The 17,830-nt window shown below is 54.8% G+C and carries 13 protein-coding genes; 4 read left to right on the forward strand and 9 right to left on the reverse strand.

The genetic code is table 11. From position 1 onward, the window contains the following. The first annotated feature begins 791 nt into the window (after nucleotides 1–791). From GGR95_RS05325 to GGR95_RS05340, 4 genes are all read left to right on the forward strand, one after another. Entirely contained in the window at nucleotides 792–4,025 is a 3,234-nt protein-coding gene (locus GGR95_RS05325) for an Ig-like domain-containing protein (RefSeq protein ID WP_184563538.1), read from the forward strand. Nucleotides 4,026–4,245: 220 nt separating this feature from the next. Beyond that, the gene (locus tag GGR95_RS05330; RefSeq protein ID WP_246423288.1) at nucleotides 4,246–5,460 is read left to right on the forward strand and encodes a TolC family protein; all 1,215 of its coding nucleotides are present in this window, start codon (nucleotides 4,246–4,248) and stop codon (nucleotides 5,458–5,460) included. Further along, nucleotides 5,457–7,676, forward strand: coding sequence for an ATP-binding cassette domain-containing protein (locus GGR95_RS05335; protein WP_184563540.1), 2,220 nt, complete (start codon nucleotides 5,457–5,459; stop codon nucleotides 7,674–7,676). Before GGR95_RS05330 ends, GGR95_RS05335 begins: the two co-directional genes overlap by 4 nt. Further along, complete coding sequence (locus tag GGR95_RS05340; RefSeq protein ID WP_184563542.1) at nucleotides 7,673–8,851, forward strand: beta-barrel domain-containing protein; 1,179 nt, start codon at nucleotides 7,673–7,675, stop codon at nucleotides 8,849–8,851. Before GGR95_RS05335 ends, GGR95_RS05340 begins: the two co-directional genes overlap by 4 nt. 62 nt (nucleotides 8,852–8,913) lie before the next feature. Here GGR95_RS05340 and dtd read toward each other — a convergent pair whose 3' ends face one another. From dtd to GGR95_RS05385, 9 genes are all read right to left on the reverse strand, one after another. Then, nucleotides 8,914–9,357 carry a D-aminoacyl-tRNA deacylase gene (dtd, locus tag GGR95_RS05345; RefSeq protein ID WP_184563544.1) on the reverse strand — a complete coding sequence of 148 codons (444 nt, stop codon included), beginning with the start codon at nucleotides 9,355–9,357 and terminating at the stop codon, nucleotides 8,914–8,916. Further along, nucleotides 9,354–10,031, reverse strand: coding sequence for a nitroreductase (locus GGR95_RS05350; RefSeq protein WP_184563546.1), 678 nt, complete (start codon nucleotides 10,029–10,031; stop codon nucleotides 9,354–9,356). The genes dtd and GGR95_RS05350 overlap by 4 nt, the downstream gene beginning before the upstream one ends. 3 nt (nucleotides 10,032–10,034) lie before the next feature. After that, complete coding sequence (locus GGR95_RS05355) at nucleotides 10,035–11,144, reverse strand: TFIIB-type zinc ribbon-containing protein (protein ID WP_184563548.1); 1,110 nt, start codon at nucleotides 11,142–11,144, stop codon at nucleotides 10,035–10,037. 99 nt (nucleotides 11,145–11,243) lie between these two features. After that, entirely contained in the window at nucleotides 11,244–12,362 is a 1,119-nt protein-coding gene (locus GGR95_RS05360; RefSeq protein WP_184563550.1) for an SPFH domain-containing protein, read from the reverse strand. Nucleotides 12,363–12,462: 100 nt separating this feature from the next. Beyond that, the gene (locus GGR95_RS05365; protein ID WP_184563552.1) at nucleotides 12,463–13,428 is read right to left on the reverse strand and encodes a DUF2927 domain-containing protein; all 966 of its coding nucleotides are present in this window, start codon (nucleotides 13,426–13,428) and stop codon (nucleotides 12,463–12,465) included. Beyond that, a complete protein-coding gene (locus GGR95_RS05370; protein ID WP_184563554.1) occupies nucleotides 13,429–14,625 on the reverse strand; it encodes a toxic anion resistance protein in 1,197 nt (398 codons plus the stop codon). Nucleotides 14,626–14,658: 33 nt separating this feature from the next. Continuing rightward, entirely contained in the window at nucleotides 14,659–15,549 is an 891-nt protein-coding gene (locus GGR95_RS05375) for a 5-bromo-4-chloroindolyl phosphate hydrolysis family protein (RefSeq protein WP_184563556.1), read from the reverse strand. A 160-nt stretch (nucleotides 15,550–15,709) separates the two neighbouring features. Next, nucleotides 15,710–16,528 (reverse strand): TerC family protein, encoded by an 819-nt coding sequence (locus GGR95_RS05380; protein ID WP_184563559.1) that lies wholly within the window; start codon nucleotides 16,526–16,528, stop codon nucleotides 15,710–15,712. 173 nt (nucleotides 16,529–16,701) lie between these two features. After that, on the reverse strand, nucleotides 16,702–17,769 hold the full coding sequence (locus GGR95_RS05385; RefSeq protein ID WP_343042087.1) for a pseudouridine synthase: 1,068 nt from the start codon (nucleotides 17,767–17,769) through the stop codon (nucleotides 16,702–16,704). Between the last annotated feature and the right edge of the window lie 61 nt (nucleotides 17,770–17,830).

Here is a 17,830-nt window from a genome sequence, read left to right on the forward strand (position 1 = left end):
GGAAATGAGCGTCTATTGCGCTGCTTTATATATGTGATGCCTTAACGTTACGCATTTAAGGGTGTGTCGCAAGGGGTATTACCCCACCAATGTGTCAGTCGCACAACAAGAAACGAGGGGAGTTGAGAGCACTTAGGGGGCGTTTTACAAAGCACCTGTCTTTTGTTTCTTGAGGACACGATTTGTGCGTCACCCGAAGGGCCAGTGGGTAAATTGAATGGGATGGGCAGTAGGGCATCGCCTTGCGCTCTATGGCTCTAAGTTGTGTTGCGCAGATTTTAACGCAGCGCCGCAGTGCCGCATTTCACAGGCCCGCGGCATGTCGGAGGTGTTGTCATAGAGTGGAGGTAGTAGGCCGCAAAAAAGACGTGTAAAATGTGGTGACAAACCTGTCCTGATTAAATTTTACATTTTTTTGTGCTATGCAGCATTTGCCTATTTGTGTGCCAGTGATTGCTGTTGGAGACATGAAAACCACAATCTCTTGCGTGGTAGAGTACAACCTATCCGATAACGCAGAGCGCCAAATGTCCCGAATGTGTCTGATTCTGTAGTATTTTTACGACGCTTGCGGCCCATACCGTGCGTTTGCGGCAACAAAGCGGCAGATTTGAAACAGGGGGGAATTTTCCTCAATTAAATACTGGATTTCGCGATTGCCGCAGAATAATGTGTCCAAATAACGGTGAAATCACGGCGCGCTCGAACGGGCCGGATAGCAGAATATAAAAAAATTATAACCAAGCGACCCGCAACAAAGTGGGCGCTTCTGAGGTAGAGTGGGTATAACGATGAAGACGATTGATTTCGTTGTCCGTGGAAGTGCGGGCGATTTACAGCGTGGAACTGTTTCTGCAGATGCCACAAATCAGGTGATCGTGGCTGGTGCCGGTCAAGAAATTTCCCTTAATGCACGTCAGTCAGATCTGGCGAGTCAGGTTCGTTCAGGTGATCAGCTGATCGTCACACTTAGTGATGGCCGTGTCCTGACGATTGACAACTTCTTTAATGACAGTGGCGCAGCGAACCGTCTCTTTGTGTCGGCTGACGGCTACCTCAATGAAGTGAGCTTTATTGATGCTGGGCAGGGCAACCTTTATGCACAGTACGGGCCAACAGCTGAATGGGGCAAGTGGAGCCCGTCAGATGATCTGATCTTCCTTGGCGACAATGAAATCGCTGGTGTTCCGTTGGGTGGCGATGAGCAGGTTTCGATGCTTGGCGCTGGTATGCTTGGTGGCGGTGGTTTGCTTGGTGCAGGTTTGATCGCAGCAGGCGTCGGCGGTGCAGCACTTCTCGCTGGCGGCGGTAAAGACGGTGGTGGTAGTAATGGCGGCGGTGGCGACACAGGTCCGAAAGCGCCGTATGTTGATGACGCCGATTCAAATAGTGTCATCGGTGGTGATGACGCTGAGGAAACTTTGACCGTTACAGGTGGTGGTGAGCCAGGTGATACAGTCAAAGTTACCGTAGGTGACAAAGTTGTTGAAACCGTGATTGACGATGATGGCAAGTTTGAAGCCGTTTTCGAAGGCGAAGACTTTCCCGAAGATGGTGTCTATGATGCCACTGTGGTTGTTACCGACCCTGACGGTGGTACGACTGATTTGGATGGCCCGTCATTTGAAATCGACACAACACCACCGGTACTCGGCTTTACCGAGGGTACAGAGTCTACGGGCGATTTCTTCAATGAAGTTAGCTTCGAAGATGGCGTGACCTTGACCGGTACAGGCGAAGCAGGTGCAACTGTTGAAGTCACAATCGACGGCGAAGTGCGCAGCACAGTTGTTTCCGAAACAGGCGAGTGGAGCCTGACATGGGAAAAAGGCACGCTTGAAGCAGGCGAGTATACCACTGCAATTACTGCGGTAACCACCGACAGCTACGGCAACTCAAGCAGCTATACCGAGACCCTCGTCATCGACACGGTCAACTCGGTCAGCATCAACGAAGAAGTCTCCGTAACGGTCGACGGTGTTGTCACTGTGGGTGACAACGTCATCAACGGTGCAGAACATACTTCCGGTGCGATATTCACGGGGACTGCAGATGCAGGATCTAGTGTTGTTGTCACAATCGGGTCTGTGTCCAAAACAGTCACAGCAACTGCTTCGGGTACATGGAGCGCAACCTTCACTTCCACTGAACTGGCAACGGGCGAGTACACGGGTGAGGTTTCGGTTACCTCAACGGACAACCACGGCAACGTGGCCAATGGCACCGGCTCCTTCGAAGTTGATACATTTGTGCGTGATTTCTCGATCACATCCAGCACAGGTGGCTCCGATGGCGTCATCAGCGGCTCCGAAGTTGGGCAAGCGCTGACCGTTACAGGTATGACCGAACCAGGTTCGACTGTTGTGGTTGAACTGGGCGGCGCAACTGCAACTGCTGTTGTTTCCGCAGACGGTAGCTGGACTGCTACTTTCCCTGCAGGCAGCGTTGCAGAAGGTACTTACACCAAGACAATGACCGCTACAGCAACTGATGCTGCGGGCAACGTTGATACGGCCACAACATCGGTCGTTGTAGATACCGAAGCGGGCAAACTCACGATCGATACTGATCCGGTTGAAGGTGACGATGTCGTTAACAAAGTTGAAGCCAGCGACGGTGTCATCCTAACTGGTACTGCGGATGCAGGTGCAACTGTTACGGTAACAATGAACGGCGTAAGCCATGATGTTCTAACCAAAGCGGATGGCACATGGGAAGCGTTCTTCAAAGCATCCGAAGTCGAAGCTGGTGTGTATACTGCTAAAATCACTGCGACAACAACAGACCCATACGGCAACAACCGTTCGGCATCTGACAGCGTTGAAGTCGATACACGCGTAGACAACCTCACCCTGAATGCAGACGATATCGCAGGTGACAACATCATCAGCGCGTCCGAGCATGACGGCAACGTGACAGTCACCGGCACAACCGAAGTTGGGTCTACCTCTGTAGTTGTTACTTTGGATGGCAAAACGGCTAATGCGACTGTAGACGCAGCAGGCAACTGGACCGCAACCTTCGATGCAAGCGCATTGGCGGAAGGCACCCATACGGCTGACGTCTCTGCTCTTGCGACTGACAAAGCTGGTAACACCAAGTCGGTTTCTGCAACTGTCGATATCGATACCGAAGTTAACCCGCTTGAAATGACAAGCAACTCTGCTGGTTCCGATAACGTTGTGAACGCAGAAGAAGCAGCTATGGGCATTGATCTGGGCGGCTCCGTGGAAGCGGGCTCTACCGTGACAGTGACTGTCAACTTTAACGGCAAGTCGGCTGAGTACACAGCAGTGGTCTCTAAATCCGGTGACTGGTCGCTGAATATCCCGGCAGAAGATATTCCTGCTGGGGAATATGATGCGGCGATTACCGTGAATGCTGTTGACCATGTGGGCAACAAAGCGGAAATCAACGAAACGCTTGCGATCGATACACAGGCGCCAGATGGTCCGGTTGTTAACTTTATCGGTGACGGTCGTAATGATGGCTACCGCGAGATTGCGACTACAAGTGTCGGCGACGACACTGACGTCACAAGCGTTGCTGAAGTTCGCGAAGCTGGAACCATCCATGAGGTTGCAGGAACGCAGGGCGAAAACGCGCGGGGAGAGACAACTTTCGAGTTTGATCAAGACGTTCCAAACGGCTCACATCTGATCGTCAATTCAACAGATGAAGCTGGCAACACGTCGGGTACATTGGTCTTGTTGAACGACAAAGCGGCGACAGAGGACTATGATCTCTCTAACGCAGCTTACGGTGAGTTCAACATCGAGAACCTCGATTTGATCTCAGCCGAAGACGCGACTGTTGTGATTGATGAGGCAAGCTTGTTGGCACTTTCCAGCGGCTCAAACACTCTGACTGTGCGCGGTGGTAGCGACGATACGCTGAACATCGAAGGCGGTCTTAAGACAGAGCAAACTGAAGTTGGAGCAGACGGTCAGACTTATGATGTCTATTCAGTAGGTGCCGAAGGCATGTTGCTGGTAGATCAAGACATCAATGTCGCCATCATCTAACGGCTGACTGCGAATAAATAAGGGATGCGGCGGGGCCAAACCACCGCCGCACCCAACACGAATAAAACAATAAAAATAATAAATATAAATATCGGCACGTTAAGGGCAGGATATGGGGCAGTGGCTAGTTAAGACGACGTTAATGTGCGCAAGCGCGTTGGCGTTGACGGGTTGTTTATCAGGTACAGGCAGTACCGGTTCCAATAGTGATGTCGTGGCAATGCAAAGCACCACAGGCACTGCGAATGCGGCCAAACCAACTCACTCAGAAAAGATTAATGCGGAAAGCGCGATTATTCAGGGTTTGATTGCCCGGCGTTCGGTTTTGCCTGCGGGCAGTTCGTACAGCCGTGTGGCGACAGCCGTGCTTGCCGCGAACTCGCGCAGCGCCGAAAGCGAATTGCGCGCAGCTCAGTTGCGCGCGCGCGCAGCTTCCAAAAACTGGCTCCCCTCCATTGGTCCAAACATCAGCCTGACATCGCTCAGTTCCCTTGTGGCCAATCTGGTGATTGAACAGGTGATCTTTGACAATGGCCGCAAGAAAGGCGAACGCGAGTTTGCCGTAGCTGACGTTGAAGTTGCTGCCGTGGCATTGGCCACAGATACAAATGCCCGTGTGCGCACTGGTCTCGACCTCTATGTCGCAGCGCTTGAAGCCCGTGAAAAGATGGCATTGGCCAGCAAAAATGCCAAAGACATCGGGCATTTTGAATGGGTTATGCAGCAACGCGTTCAAGGCGGAGTCTCTGACAGCTCGGATTTGAACATTTTACGCCAAAAGCTATTGGAAATTAGGGCAACGGTGTCTGCGGAAAGCGAAACTGCAAACACCTCGATTGCAGAATTGAACGCGATGGCCATTGGCGATCTGAGCGGTGTTAAAGGAACCTCGTCGTTGCCCGTCCGTGCGGGGCTGGCACAACCGCTGAGCGTGACCCAATCAGAAGCAGAGAAAATTCGCGCTATTGCGGCAGCCAAGGTTGATCGGGCTGGCCAGTTGCCGGGTTTGACGGCCAGCGCAACCATCGGCGAGGGCGGTTCAGCAGGATTGGGGATCAGCTCCAACAGTCTCCTCGGGCTCGGAACGGGTGACAAGCTCAAGGCGATTGAAGCCACAAGCGAGGCCGCCGGACGCCGTGTGGCGCAAGCGACAGAAGACGCAAACCGCAAGCTGCGCAAGTTCGAAGGGCAAATTGCCTCAAAAGAACGCCAAGCCATAGAGGCAGCCAAGCTGACAGTGCAGGCCAAGAAAAACCTCGATTTGTTTCAAGCGCAATATGATGCGGGCCAGCGGCAGGTCATGGATGTTGTAGGCGTCTACGAGACTTTTGCCCGCCAGCAAGAAACCGAAGTTACTTTGAAATATGAGGCCATCCGCTTGCGGATCGCCATGGCCGAACTCTTAGGGGTTCTGGCAGATGGGTCCGCAATATGAGCAAGCCATTTACACTGACAATCGTGAACGGCAATGCTGGGCGATTGAAACCGGCAGAAGTGGAAGAAACGCCAAAAGTAGAAGTGGTTCCAAGCTTTGAGCTCAAGCTGCGCGCGCGCGGTGCTTTGATTGCAACATACGCAAGTGTACTGGGTGCTAATGTCTCCCAATCAGACCTCACCGATGGGTTGATCCGCCGTCTCAAGCCGGATGCAACCGAGCAGGATGAAGCGCAAGTCATCACAACCTTGCTGCGTCGTAACGGGTTAACCGCTGAGTTGCTGCGTAGTAAGTCATTGGACAAACAAACATTTCCGGCATTAGTTTATATGACGTCGGGCCAGCTTTTGTTGGTCATGGGCCGCGTCCGTGATGAGTTGGTGGTGTATGATACAACATGCCCCGACAACCGCGCATTGGTGCCTGCAACCGATTTTGTCCCATTCTTTTCGGGTCTAACACTCTGCGCTAAGATGCCGATTGAAAAGGTTGCCGAGGTTCACAAAACAGCCGAGAAACCAACACATTGGTTTTGGGGACAATTTGCAGGCTTTAAACGTCAGTTGGGCGAAGTTGCCTTGGGCTCTTTTGTGGCGAACCTTCTGGCTGTTGCCGTCGCCTTGTTCTCTTTGCAAGTCTATGACCGCGTGATCCCACACCAATCCGAAGCCACACTTTGGGTTTTGGCTGCTGGCGCTGTTTTGGCGCTGCTGATGGAAGCCTTCATCAAAATAGCACGTGCCCAACTGATGGACGGGGCAGGCCGCCAAATCGAACTGTCAGTGCAGAGCACATTGATGCAACGGATACTGGGCATGCGTAGCGACAAGCGCCCGCAATCGCCCTCGGATCTATTCTCCTCGATGCGTGAATTTGGGTCAGTTCGTGAATTCTTTACCGCTTCAACCATTGGTACAATTGCCGATATCCCGTTCATCTTTGTCTTCCTTGCGCTTGTGGCGTCCATCGCGGGCAATGTGGTTTGGGTGTTGGTGTTAGGTGGTATCCTGATGGTTATCCCCGGATTTTTCATGCAAAAGCGGATGATCCGCCTGACGCAAGAAACCCAAGGGGCCACTGCGAAATCCTCACGTCTGCTGCATGAAGCCATTTTTGAGTTGGACACAGTTAAAACCCAGCGTGGCGAAGAGCGCGTACAGCGCCTTTGGAATGAGCTGACAACCCTTTCAGCCGTGAAATCCTCTGAGCAGCGTAAGCTCTCATCGATTTTGACCTTCTGGAGCCAAGGCGTCCAGCAGGGTACATATGTGGCTGCGGTCATCATGGGCACCTATTTGGTGTTCGCTGGCCAATTTACCGTTGGGTCGATCATCGCCACCGGTATCCTCACGTCGCGCACGTTGGCACCCTTGACGCAATTGGCGGGCACGATGGCGCGTTGGGGCAATGTTAAATCTGCCCTCGACGGATTGGAGCATATTGCCACTTCCGAGCAGGACGCAAAGGACGGCCGCACTTACATGCGCCGCGACGAACTGGTGGGCAATTTTGAACTGAAAGCGGTGACGTTCCGTTATATGGAAGAAGGCGCTCCAACGCTTGACCTGCCCGGCGTCAACATTTTACCCGGGCAACGGGTTGCGGTTTTGGGGGCCAACGGCTCCGGTAAATCATCCTTGCTCAAGGTCTTGAGCGGCCTTTATGCGCCCACCGAAGGGCGTGTATTGATCGACGGTACAGAGATGAGCCAGATTGAGCCCCGCGACCTACGCCGCCTGATCGGATATTTGGGCCAAGACGTTCGCCTGTTCACAGGCACGCTGCGTGATAACCTGAACCTCACAATGCTGGAACGCGACGATGCGCGGCTGATGGCTTCGCTTGAGTTTGCGGGTCTTGGAGCGTTTGTGCGCAATCACCCCAAAGGTCTTGATCTGGAGATTTTGGATGCGGGGGGCGGCCTGTCCATCGGGCAACGTCAATCCATCGGCTGGGCGCGTCTCTGGCTGCAAGACCCAAAGATTTGTTTGCTGGATGAACCAACTGCGGCGTTGGATCAAAAACTGGAAACGGCTCTTGTCGAGCGTCTGGACCAGTGGATGGAAGGCCGTACTGCGGTAATCGCCACCCACCGTGCCCCCATTTTGGCGCTGACCACCCGTACCATTATTCTGAGCAATGGCCGGATGAGCATTGATGGCCCGAAAGACGAAGTTATGGCCCATCTGACTGCCATCAAAGGAGGTGCTGCATGAGCGGTTCCATGGATACCCATATCGAACGCCAGATGCGCGGCCCCTCCATGGTTGTATGGCTGAGTGCTGGGACTGTGATCGTGTTTCTGGCTTGGGCTTTCTTTGCCTCGGTCGATGAAATCGTGCGCGCCGAAGGATCGATGATTTCCAGTTCACGACCCCAGATCATCCAGAACCTCGAAGGGGGTATTCTGGCGGAACTGAACGTGGGCGAGGGCGATATCGTGGAGACAGGTGATGTTCTGGCCCGCCTGCACAACACGCAATTCCAATCTTCGGTAGATGATCTCCAAGATCAGATCAGCGCATTTGAAATCCGCCGCATGCGGTTGGAAGCCGAAATAGACGGGGAGTACACCTTTGATGTCCCTGACGAATGGGCACGCCGTACACCGGAAATGCTGGTATCGGAGGCAGCACTGTTACAGGCACGTCAATCTGATTATGTCTCGTCGGTAGATGGTGCAAAAAACGTTCTGATCGAAGCGCAACGCGAACGTGACTTGATGGACGGGTTGCTGAAAAACAAGATTGTATCCCTGATTGAAGTAACACGCGCACGCAAATCCTATGCGGATGCCAAAATCAAATATGATGAGGTAGTGACACGCACTGATCTGGATCGCGCACAAGAATACTCTGATGTGCTGCGCGAACTGTCGACATTGCGCCAGAACCTCAAAGCCAGCACCGACCAGTTGGACCGCACGTTGCTGCGTAGCCCACTACGGGGCATTGTGAACAACCTGAGCGTCACAACCATCGGCGGCGTTGTTCGCCCCGGTGAAGAGATTTTGCAGATCATTCCGCTGGACGAAGAACTATTCGTCGAAGCCCGCGTGAAGCCTGAAAACATCGCTAACGTGCGCCGTGGACAGGCGGCAACGATCAAATTGTCTGCGTATGACTACACGATCTTTGGTACGTTGCAGGGTGAAGTAAAGCTCATCTCGGCGGATACGTTCAAAGACGAGCGCTCACGCGATCCAGATGGTGATCCGCATTACAAAGTGACACTGGCGGTTGACACTTCCGATCTGACACCGCGTCAATCCGAGCTGGAAATCCGCCCCGGTATGCAGGCAAGTGTTGAGCTGCTCACAGGATCAAAGACGATTCTGCAATACCTGCTCAAGCCGCTGTATAAATCCAAGGAAGCTTTCCGCGAACCGTAAGCGGATAGCCTGAAATGAGACATAGACTTAAAATGCGGGCCTAAGGGGTCCGCATTTTGCGTTTAGGCGTCGGTGTCCAGCCAGAGGGTCACAGGCCCGTCATTGGTGAGAGCCACAGACATATCGGCACCGAACTTTCCCGTTTCAACAGGAAGTCCCAGATCACGTAACGCAGATGCAAATTGCAGATACAAAGTTTCTGCTACATCAGGTTTGGCCGCATAGGAAAACCCGGGCCGCGTACCGCGCCGCGTGTCGGCAGCAAGGGTGAACTGGCTGACAACCAATGCACTACCGCCGGTTTGCGTAAGGCTCAGGTTCATTTTTCCCGCCTCATCTTTAAACAGGCGCAGCTTTGAGATTTTTAAGGCCAGTGCTTTGGCGGTGTCGTAGTCATCTTCTGGCATGGCGCAGACAAGCACCAAAAGCCCCGCATCGATTTGGCCTATGATTTTACCTTCAACGGTAACAGAGGCTTGTATCACCCGTTGCAGTAAGGCCCTCATGTGTCGTGCCACCCGATGATGTCATCCGTGTCCGCCCTTGCGGTGCGAAAGCTGTTGATGGGGGCGTCAGGGGCGGCATACCCCAGAGAGATGGCGCAGAGGATCAGACGATCATCCGCAACGCCTAAATGCTCTTTCAACAATGGCGCATAGGCTGCAATGGCGGCTTGTGGGATGGTGGCCACGCCAAGGGCCGTGGCAGCCAATGTAAAGGCTGTCACAAAGCCGCCTGTATCCATCGCGCCATAAGGCCCCAGCTCGACAGGGGAGTGGATGATTGCCACATGGGGCGCATCAAAGAAAGCATAGTTGCGCAGCATTTGCGCCATGCGGCCAGCGCGGTCTGATTTATCGATTCCGACTGCATCATACAGTTGAAAGCCGCAGGTGCGCCGCCGCTCGGCATAATCGCCGGAATAGGTACTGGGCCAGTCCAGATCGGGGGTAGGGGGCGTGCCTGTGCTTGCGGCCTCCATCAAGGCGTTGCGCAGGCGGTCGGTTGCGGCACCACGTGTGATTTCGACCTGCCAAGGCTGGGCGTTGCACCATGAGGGCACATGGCGCGCTGTCTCAACAATGCGCGTAAGATCAGCATTCGGGACAGGATCAGGTTTGAAAGCACGACAAGAATAGCGGTCATTCAGAAGTTGGGAAAATGTTTCGATTGCTGTCATGTCTTATCCGTTCTGCGCATAGAGGTAACCGATGATCGCAGCGGCAATAAGGCCTGCGATCACGGCGAAAGTAATCTTGATGGCTGAGTAGGGGCGTTCCCCCTGTACCCGCCCAGTGCGGCCATTGACCACAAAGCGATAGCTTTTGCCGCGATATTTATAGGCAGCCATCCAGACGGGCAGCAGGATATGCTTAAACGTCGTTTCACTCAGGTTCACATCCATCGAATGAATGCGCTGCCTATCGCCGCCAATGTCGAATTTCACATCGCGGGCAATCATCGCGTCCATCTTGGCACGCGCCTCGACCAGACCCTCATCCAGCGTGACCGTATAGCCCTCGGCGCGAAATCCAGCGAGGTATTCGGGGGCGTAAGGTTCTAGCGCAGATAAATCCCAGGGCTCTAGCGCGTCGGTGAACCGTTTTGGCAGCGAGCGGGAGCCGAGCACCAGCACATCATCAAAGAACCGTGCCACACGCCCCGACACACCGCGCCAACGCACTTTGGCTACTTGTACCTGCTGGCGTTTGCCATCGCGCATAACGGTTTGTGTCTCGTAATAAACTGTGCCGCGTTCGCCCGTATAGCGGGTTTGGGTCTGCGCATCATATGTCCAATAGGGAACATAGATACCGTCCATGGTGCGCCCCTTGCGGGCATAGGCTTGCAACCCGTTTGGGGCAAACCACAATCCGCCCAACCAATCCTTCATAGCGTCCCGCGCGGTTTCTTCGGCCAATGCAAAGGGCAGCACCGCACGCGGTTTGATCTGGCGCTGCGTGCCAGTATCCACCACCACGGGTGTGGCGCAAAAGGGGCATTCGGTGGCTTGGGTATTGGCGTCAAACTCAACCTGCGCTGCGCAATTCGGGCATTGGCTGACGCGGGTTTCTTCCATCTCGGTCACGGATAGGGTCTGCGCAAGCCCGCGCTTCAGATCCAGCTCGGCGATGGTTTTATTCTTGCTCCAGACCGTGCCAATCGGCTCTACGTTGCCACACTGCTCGCATTTCAAGTCACCCGCAGCAGGATCATACCGCAGATCTGATCCGCATGTATCACAGGGGAAACGGTGCTCTTGCAGAACGGCGATGGGATCAGTGTCGGACAAGGGATGGCCTTTGATCGGGGGGATGGAGCTGGAGAGTGTTCAGAGCAGATTTCCGCCCGCATCAGCTGCGGACGAAATTGGTTTAAGGGCAATAGGGGCTTAGCCAGCCATTGGCGGCGGCGGCGGCATGACAGTAAACAGCTGCGCCAGTTCAACAACATCTTCCGCTTTTTTCCAGCCATCTTGCCCGGCAGTCCAGACCAATGTCTCACGCGTTAAACCGCCTTCTGTTACCATGCGGCCCATTTTGGCTTTGGAGAAGGGGCCAGTTGTCTGACCGTTTTCCGCGATGTGCCAGACATGTTCAACGGGGGGCGGAGGAGGCGCCATAGGGGGCGCTGCGGCGGCAGGCTGTGGTGCTGCGCCCCAAGGGCCGCCTGCTGCGGCTTGTGCACCGATTTGCATCCCCAGACCTGCGCCCATGCCCGCCTGAATGGCCGCGGCACCTGCGCCATCGCGGCCCAAAGCTTCGGCAGCTTGGAACTGCATATATTTGTTAAGGTCACCCACCACACCCATGGAGGTGCGTTTGTCCAACACGTCCTCTACTGCAGGCGGCAAGGAGATGTTCTCAACATAAAGTTCTGGCAGGGCCAAACCATATTCAGCCAGTTGCGCTTCAATCTCTTTGCCCACCAGGTTGCCCAATTCGCGGGTGTTTGCGGCCATATCCAATACAGGGATGTTTGAGCGCGCAATGGTACGCGAAAATTCCTGTACGATGATGTTGCGGATCTGGAAGCTGATCTCATCCATGGTGAATTCACCATCGGTGCCGACGATTTCACGCATGAACAGCGCAGGGTCTGTCACCCGCACGCTATAGGTGCCAAAGGCCCGCAGGCGCACAGCGCCGAATTCGGGGTCGCGCACGATCACAGGGTTTTTAGTGCCCCATTTCAGGTTGCTGAAACGGGTGGTGTTGACGAAGTAAATCTCGGATTTGAACGGAGATTTAAAGCCATGATCCCAGCTTTGCAGGGTCGTCATGATCGGCATGTTGTTCGTCTCTAGCATGTAGAGACCCGGAGAAAAGACATCCGCCAACTGGCCCTCATGGATGAACACAGCCGCTTGGCCTTCACGCACGGTCAGCTTGGCGCCATATTTGATCTCATGTGCTTCGCGCTCAAACCGCCAGACAAGGGTGTCGCGTGTATCATCGGTCCAGTGGATGACGTCGATGAATTCACCGGAGAGGAAATCGAAAATGCCCATTAGATTTGGTCCTTCGGGGTTGGGGAGATCAAAAGATATGTACGCGAGGTCTGGATGCCAAGGCCCTCTGCGTCACTTTGAAGTAGGGAAACGCGCGGCGTCATACAGGCCCCGCACTGGTCAACTCACGTGCTATGCGCTGCACGGTGGGCCGTGCTTCTTCGGCATGCATGCCGGGGCTCAGGCGTGGGTCATAGAGCATCTTGAGCATCAGCTCATCCTGACGGGTCAGCAGCGCGAATTCGTCATCGTCGTTAAAGATCGAGGGGCGGGCATGGGGGCTGTCATTGGCCAGACCCATGCCTTGGGCCAGTTCTTCGTGGATGCACGACAGGCGCAGTAAGCTGGGATTTTCGGCGCGGATCACCGCCAATGCGGCGGTGTAGGTGTTGGCTCCACTCCCGCCGGAATAGGCGGCCACGACGCAATAGGTATCTTTGGGCAGATTGATCAGCGGAGCAATGCTGGATTGCGATATGCTGGGCATACGGGCGATTGCAGCCGCGAGCGTATCACGCCGATCGTCCTCGCCTGCAACGATCACGATGAAATTGGGAGTGCCACCCATGCTCACTGGATGCCCTGTCGCGCGGCCCAACCGTGCGGCATAGGCGCTTATCGTCTCGCTGTCGGACTTGCGTTGCGAGGGAGGGACTCCATCGCCAAAGATGACCTCCATCCGTATAGGGGCTGTCCAACGGCGCAGCGGGCTGGCTCCCCCACGGCCTGAGAAATCACTGTCGTATTCATTGTAGAACGCAATTTTTTCGAAATTCCGCGCCAGCATTGCGTCGGTAAACGGGGTGTCCTCACCGCCGCCATCGCGCCGCAATAACCCTTGGCTGAGTTGTGCGCTTTGCACCTGATTGAGATAGCTGCGCAAGGCGGCGCTGGCCTCGGATGTGGGGCGTGCGACCTGAGCGGGCTTTTGTGGCGCGGCTGGAATGTCAGGGCGCGCCACAGGTTTTGTCATGGGTAAGATGGGCTGCTGCACGTCCGTACAGGCGGCAAGGCCAAGAGCGATAAACCCCAGCCCTGCCAGAAAAGTGCTGCGTACCCGTACCATTTAGCTGGCCACGCTGCCAGCTGCCGTATCGCCCAAGCCTGTCTTTTTGGCTTTGGCGGAGGCAAGTGTGTCGCGCAGTTTGGCTTCCATCTCTTTGAGGTCTTTCTCGGCAGAGGCGCGTTTTGCCTTGCCCGCATCTGCGATTTGCAGGCTTTCTTCGATGGTGCCAATCAGATCGGCGTTGGCTGCTTTGACGGCTTCGATGTCGAACACGCCGCGTTCCATTTCCTCGCGGATGACCTTGTTGCTTTCGCGCAGGTTTTTCGCGTTGGAGGTCAGCAGTTCATTGGTCAGATCGTTGGCTTCGCGCACGGCTTTGGCCGCCTCGAACGAGCGTTGGATGGTTACCGCTTGGGCCAGTTGGGTTTCCCACAACGGCACAGTGTTCACGAGCGTCGAGTTGATTTTTGTGACCAGTGATTTGTCGTTCTCTTGTACCAGACGGATCGACGGCAAGGACTGCATGGTCACTTGGCGCGTCAATTTGAGGTCGTGCACACGGCGTTCCAGATCATCGCGCGCAGCACGCAGATCGCGCAGTTCTTGCGCTTTCATCACCTGCTCGTCTTCTGGAACCGCGTTTACTTCGGCTTCTTTGGCTGGGATCACTGTTGCATCCAGTTCGGCCAATTTGGCCTCACCCGCTGCGATATACAGTGCCAGTTCGTCGTAGAATTGAAGCGTCTTTTCATAAAGCATATCAAGCGATTTGATATCTTTGAGCAGGGTTGTCTCATGGCTCAGCAGATTGTCGGTGATGCTGTCGATCTGGCTTTGGACTTTTTCGAATTTCGCAGTGAATTTGGCAAAAGGTGCCGCACGGCCGATCAGTTTTTCCCACCAGCTGCGATCACGGCGCACGTCCAGTTCGGAAACCGAGAAGCCACGGATCGTTGTAACAATGCCGCGCAGACTGTCGCCAGCGGGGCCAACATCTTTGTTGCGCACGTCTTGCAGCATCGCCTGAGAGATTTCTTGCAGCTCAGCCTGTGCAGCAGACCCGAAGCTGATGATCGACTGGGTGTCGTCCATGTCCAGCTCGTCCATACGCGAGCGGATTTCGGCGCTTTGGGGCGCGTCTGCTTGCTCTAGCGTAACAACAGCGTTCGCCTCAACAGGTTCGGGCAGGACAACTGCTGTGACTTCCTCAACTAGAGCGAGGGATTGCACGGCTTTTTCGCGGGTGGCTTCAGACATTGTTCGTTCCTTGTTAATGTGGCTTTGCGCAAGTTATTTAAGGCGCACGCCTTCACGCGACAGCCGCTCGCGCAGCACGTCGATTTCAATATTCAGATCACTGCGATCGTCGAGCAGGGATTTACGGTTTCGGGCGGCAAAGTTCGTCTCGAGGTCATCAAGAAGTACCAGATAGTCGGTGCGGGCTTGTTCATCGCGGGTGCGGCTATAGATGTCGGAAAATTTCGCCGTAGCGTCACGTGCGCCTTCCAGATAGACGCCCAAAAACTTGCGCGTGGCGGTCAGATCACGCGGGTCTTCTTCTACGGTGCGGATCAGATCGCGGGCCGTTTCAATAAAACCCTCCAGCCGAGTGGTTGACTGGCGGTCACCTGCACGGTTGATGGTCTCACGCATTGTGTTCAGGTGTTTTTCGGCTTCATCCACCACACGCGCCACGCGGTCTTGTTGAAAGGTATCAATCCCGTCCATGCCTTTGTTGCGCATCGGGTCCAGCCCAAAAGCAGCAATGTGCAGACCTGCTGTAATCACGCCAAAGATCACAGGTGAGATGATGTTCATCCCGTCTAGATGTGCAACAATGGCCAGTGCCGCGCCAATCCCGCTGAGCGCGGCTGCCAGCATCTTGCGCGGCAGGGCAGGGCGACGCGCAACTTTGCGTTCGTTATAGGCGGCCTCGGCGCGTAACCCGCCGCGCAACAGCCATGCCGCCAATGTCAGCGATACGGCCCCGACAAGCGCAGGCAAAAGCGACAGCGCGCCGCCGCTGATATTTGTCGCGACCAGTACAACTGCTGGAATGAACAGCACGTTTGAGCGCCCACCCGCGGGATCGACGTCGATCCTGCGTGCGCGGGGGCTGTCAGATGGGTTTTGGGTGCCGTTGGCATCAGGGCTGTATTTGCCCCCAAATTGTTTGGCCATCTTCAAAGCCCCCCAAGCCAGCCAGAGCTGACGCCGAAAAGGACAACGATCAACGCAACATAAGCGGCTTTTCGAAATGGTTTTGGTCCCATAGTTTCCTCAAATGTCGCGGGCTTAAAGCCGCAGTTATATATATAGTAAGCAGGCTATGTGAAGGTTTCTAGTGCCGCTTGCCTGTGCGGCGCTCTGTATTCAGCTTGCGGGTATAGCCGGATTGAATGATTTCCACGATCACCAGTACCAACACACTGAAATAGAAAGTAGTTTTAGACATCGGGATCACTTCGAAACCGAAAAAGCGCAGCGCCAATTCTGGGTCACTCATAGCGTGAGAGGCAGCTTGACCAGCTTCGCCCAGCAAAACTATGCCGACGATCAGCAAGATAAACAGGCCTAACACCTCATACATGCGGTTGGCTTCCAGAAATTGCGTGACCTTTTCGGCCAATAGCAACATCGCAAGGCCAGACAATAGGATCGCTGTGGCGAGGATCGGGAAGACATCGGTGATCGCCAAGGCGGACAGAACCGAGTCGAATGAGAAGATCAGGTTCATCAGAACAATCAAACCAACCACTTTGGCGGCTGATTTGCCAGATTTTGAATGCACGTCTGTGCTCAGGTCTTCGATCGCCAGCATATGGCTGATTTCTTTGACCGCCGTATACATGATGAAAATACCACCAATGATAAACACCAACGTGGCAAAGTTCACGCCGCCCGTCAGAACGCCCTCCCAGTTGAGGATAAAGAAGGGCTCGGCCATCGCATCAATGGCTTTGATCATCACAAACAGCAGAATAACCCGTAGGGCAACCGCAAGGATAATACCCCATTTACGCACTGCGGCTTGCTGCGCCACTGGTGCGCGCTGACTCTCGATTGAAATATAGAGCAAGTTATCAAAGCCCAGTACAGCTTGCAAAAAGCACAGCATGACAAGGTTGCCCATATTTTCGAGCGTTAGCAGGTCGGTCATAGCGATTCCTTCGAATTTCGTTGCCGCATGCTTAACGCAAGAGGGTGCAAAAGTGAATTAAGTTGCACGGGGAAAGGCCGGATAAAAATATCACTCGGCTGTGGCGCAAAAGCACAGATCACGCGCCCGACCCTAAGAAAAAGGGCGGGCGCAGTATCTGTTAAAACCGCCTGCTAACGTTTTGGGCCTTTTGGCCCTGTAGAGGGGCGTGATTTTGAGGCTGAGCTGGTGAAGGTGCGTGGCGTAGAGCTGGAGAATGTTTTTGGCCCTTGCCCGCCTGCTGCCTTGCGGGCGGCATCGCGCACCGCTTTGGTAGGGCGGTAGCTTTTGGCGGATTTGCTGGATTTACCGCGCTTGCCGCGTTGATCTTCGTCCATCTCTTCGCGTGGCTTTGGTCTGCCGGGTTGGCCCGGGCCGCCAAATTCGCCTTTATGCGGCACACGCCGTTTAAAGCCGCGTTTGACCTGTGTTGGTGCTTCGGCAGGGGCTCCCAAAAGGGTTTCTGCTTCTGCGCCCAACTGGTCGCGTAAAATTTTACGGCGCACTTCTTCAACGGCACCCGGTTTCAAGTCACCCAACTGGAAGGGGCCATAGCTGACACGGATCAAGCGGTTCACGCTCAGCCCGATTTCATCCATGGCGCGGCGGATTTCGCGGTTCTTGCCTTCGCGCAGGCCCACTGTCAGCCATGCGTTTGCGCCTTGCTGGCGGTCCATGACCACTTCCATGGGTTGGAAGGGCTGGCCTTCGGCAATGATACCTTTGCGCAGGGGTTCCAGCGTTTCTTCGGTTGGGCGGCCATTCACACGTACACGGTAGCGGCGCAGCCAGCCCGTTGAGGGCAATTCCAACAAGCGTTTTACGCCGCCGTCATTGGTCAGCAACAGCAAACCTTCGGAGTTAAGGTCAAGCCGTCCAATGCTCATCACACGCGGCATGTCATCAGGCAAGCCGTCGTAAATCGTCTCGCGGCCTTTTTCGTCGCTGTCTGATGTCACCAGCCCAGTAGGCTTGTGATATAGCCAGACGCGGGCTGGCTCTGGCTGGCCTACAGGTTTGCCATCGACAGTGATCTTGTCGGATGCGGTGACGTTCAGCGCAGGCGAGGAGATCTCGGCGCCATTGACCCAAACACGGCCCGCTTCGATCATGCGTTCCGCTTCGCGGCGGCTGGCAATACCAGCGCGAGAGAGAACTTTTGCAATGCGGTCGCCGTCGGGCGTGGAGGATGTATCATTCATGCTGCCAGCCATAGCGCAACAGAACCCCTTGCGAAAGGAGGTGTTTTGCCGCCATCAAGGG

The organism is Sulfitobacter undariae, assembly GCF_014196805.1.
In the GTDB taxonomy this organism is placed as follows: domain Bacteria; phylum Pseudomonadota; class Alphaproteobacteria; order Rhodobacterales; family Rhodobacteraceae; genus Sulfitobacter; species Sulfitobacter undariae.

What these genes read in the sequence shown, in the direction of transcription:
- GGR95_RS05325 (WP_184563538.1), top strand. Translation starts at nt 792, where the DNA reads ATGAAGACGATTGATTTCGTTGTCCGTGGAAGTGCGGGCGATTTACAG.
- GGR95_RS05330 (WP_246423288.1), top strand. Translation starts at nt 4,246, where the DNA reads ATGCAAAGCACCACAGGCACTGCGAATGCGGCCAAACCAACTCACTCA.
- GGR95_RS05335 (WP_184563540.1), top strand. Translation starts at nt 5,457, where the DNA reads ATGAGCAAGCCATTTACACTGACAATCGTGAACGGCAATGCTGGGCGA.
- GGR95_RS05340 (WP_184563542.1), top strand. Translation starts at nt 7,673, where the DNA reads ATGAGCGGTTCCATGGATACCCATATCGAACGCCAGATGCGCGGCCCC.
- dtd (WP_184563544.1), bottom strand. Translation starts at nt 9,357, where the DNA reads ATGAGGGCCTTACTGCAACGGGTGATACAAGCCTCTGTTACCGTTGAA.
- GGR95_RS05350 (WP_184563546.1), bottom strand. Translation starts at nt 10,031, where the DNA reads ATGACAGCAATCGAAACATTTTCCCAACTTCTGAATGACCGCTATTCT.
- GGR95_RS05360 (WP_184563550.1), bottom strand. Translation starts at nt 12,362, where the DNA reads ATGGGCATTTTCGATTTCCTCTCCGGTGAATTCATCGACGTCATCCAC.
- GGR95_RS05365 (WP_184563552.1), bottom strand. Translation starts at nt 13,428, where the DNA reads ATGGTACGGGTACGCAGCACTTTTCTGGCAGGGCTGGGGTTTATCGCT.
- GGR95_RS05370 (WP_184563554.1), bottom strand. Translation starts at nt 14,625, where the DNA reads ATGTCTGAAGCCACCCGCGAAAAAGCCGTGCAATCCCTCGCTCTAGTT.
- GGR95_RS05375 (WP_184563556.1), bottom strand. Translation starts at nt 15,549, where the DNA reads ATGGCCAAACAATTTGGGGGCAAATACAGCCCTGATGCCAACGGCACC.
- GGR95_RS05380 (WP_184563559.1), bottom strand. Translation starts at nt 16,528, where the DNA reads ATGACCGACCTGCTAACGCTCGAAAATATGGGCAACCTTGTCATGCTG.
- GGR95_RS05385 (WP_343042087.1), bottom strand. Translation starts at nt 17,769, where the DNA reads ATGAATGATACATCCTCCACGCCCGACGGCGACCGCATTGCAAAAGTT.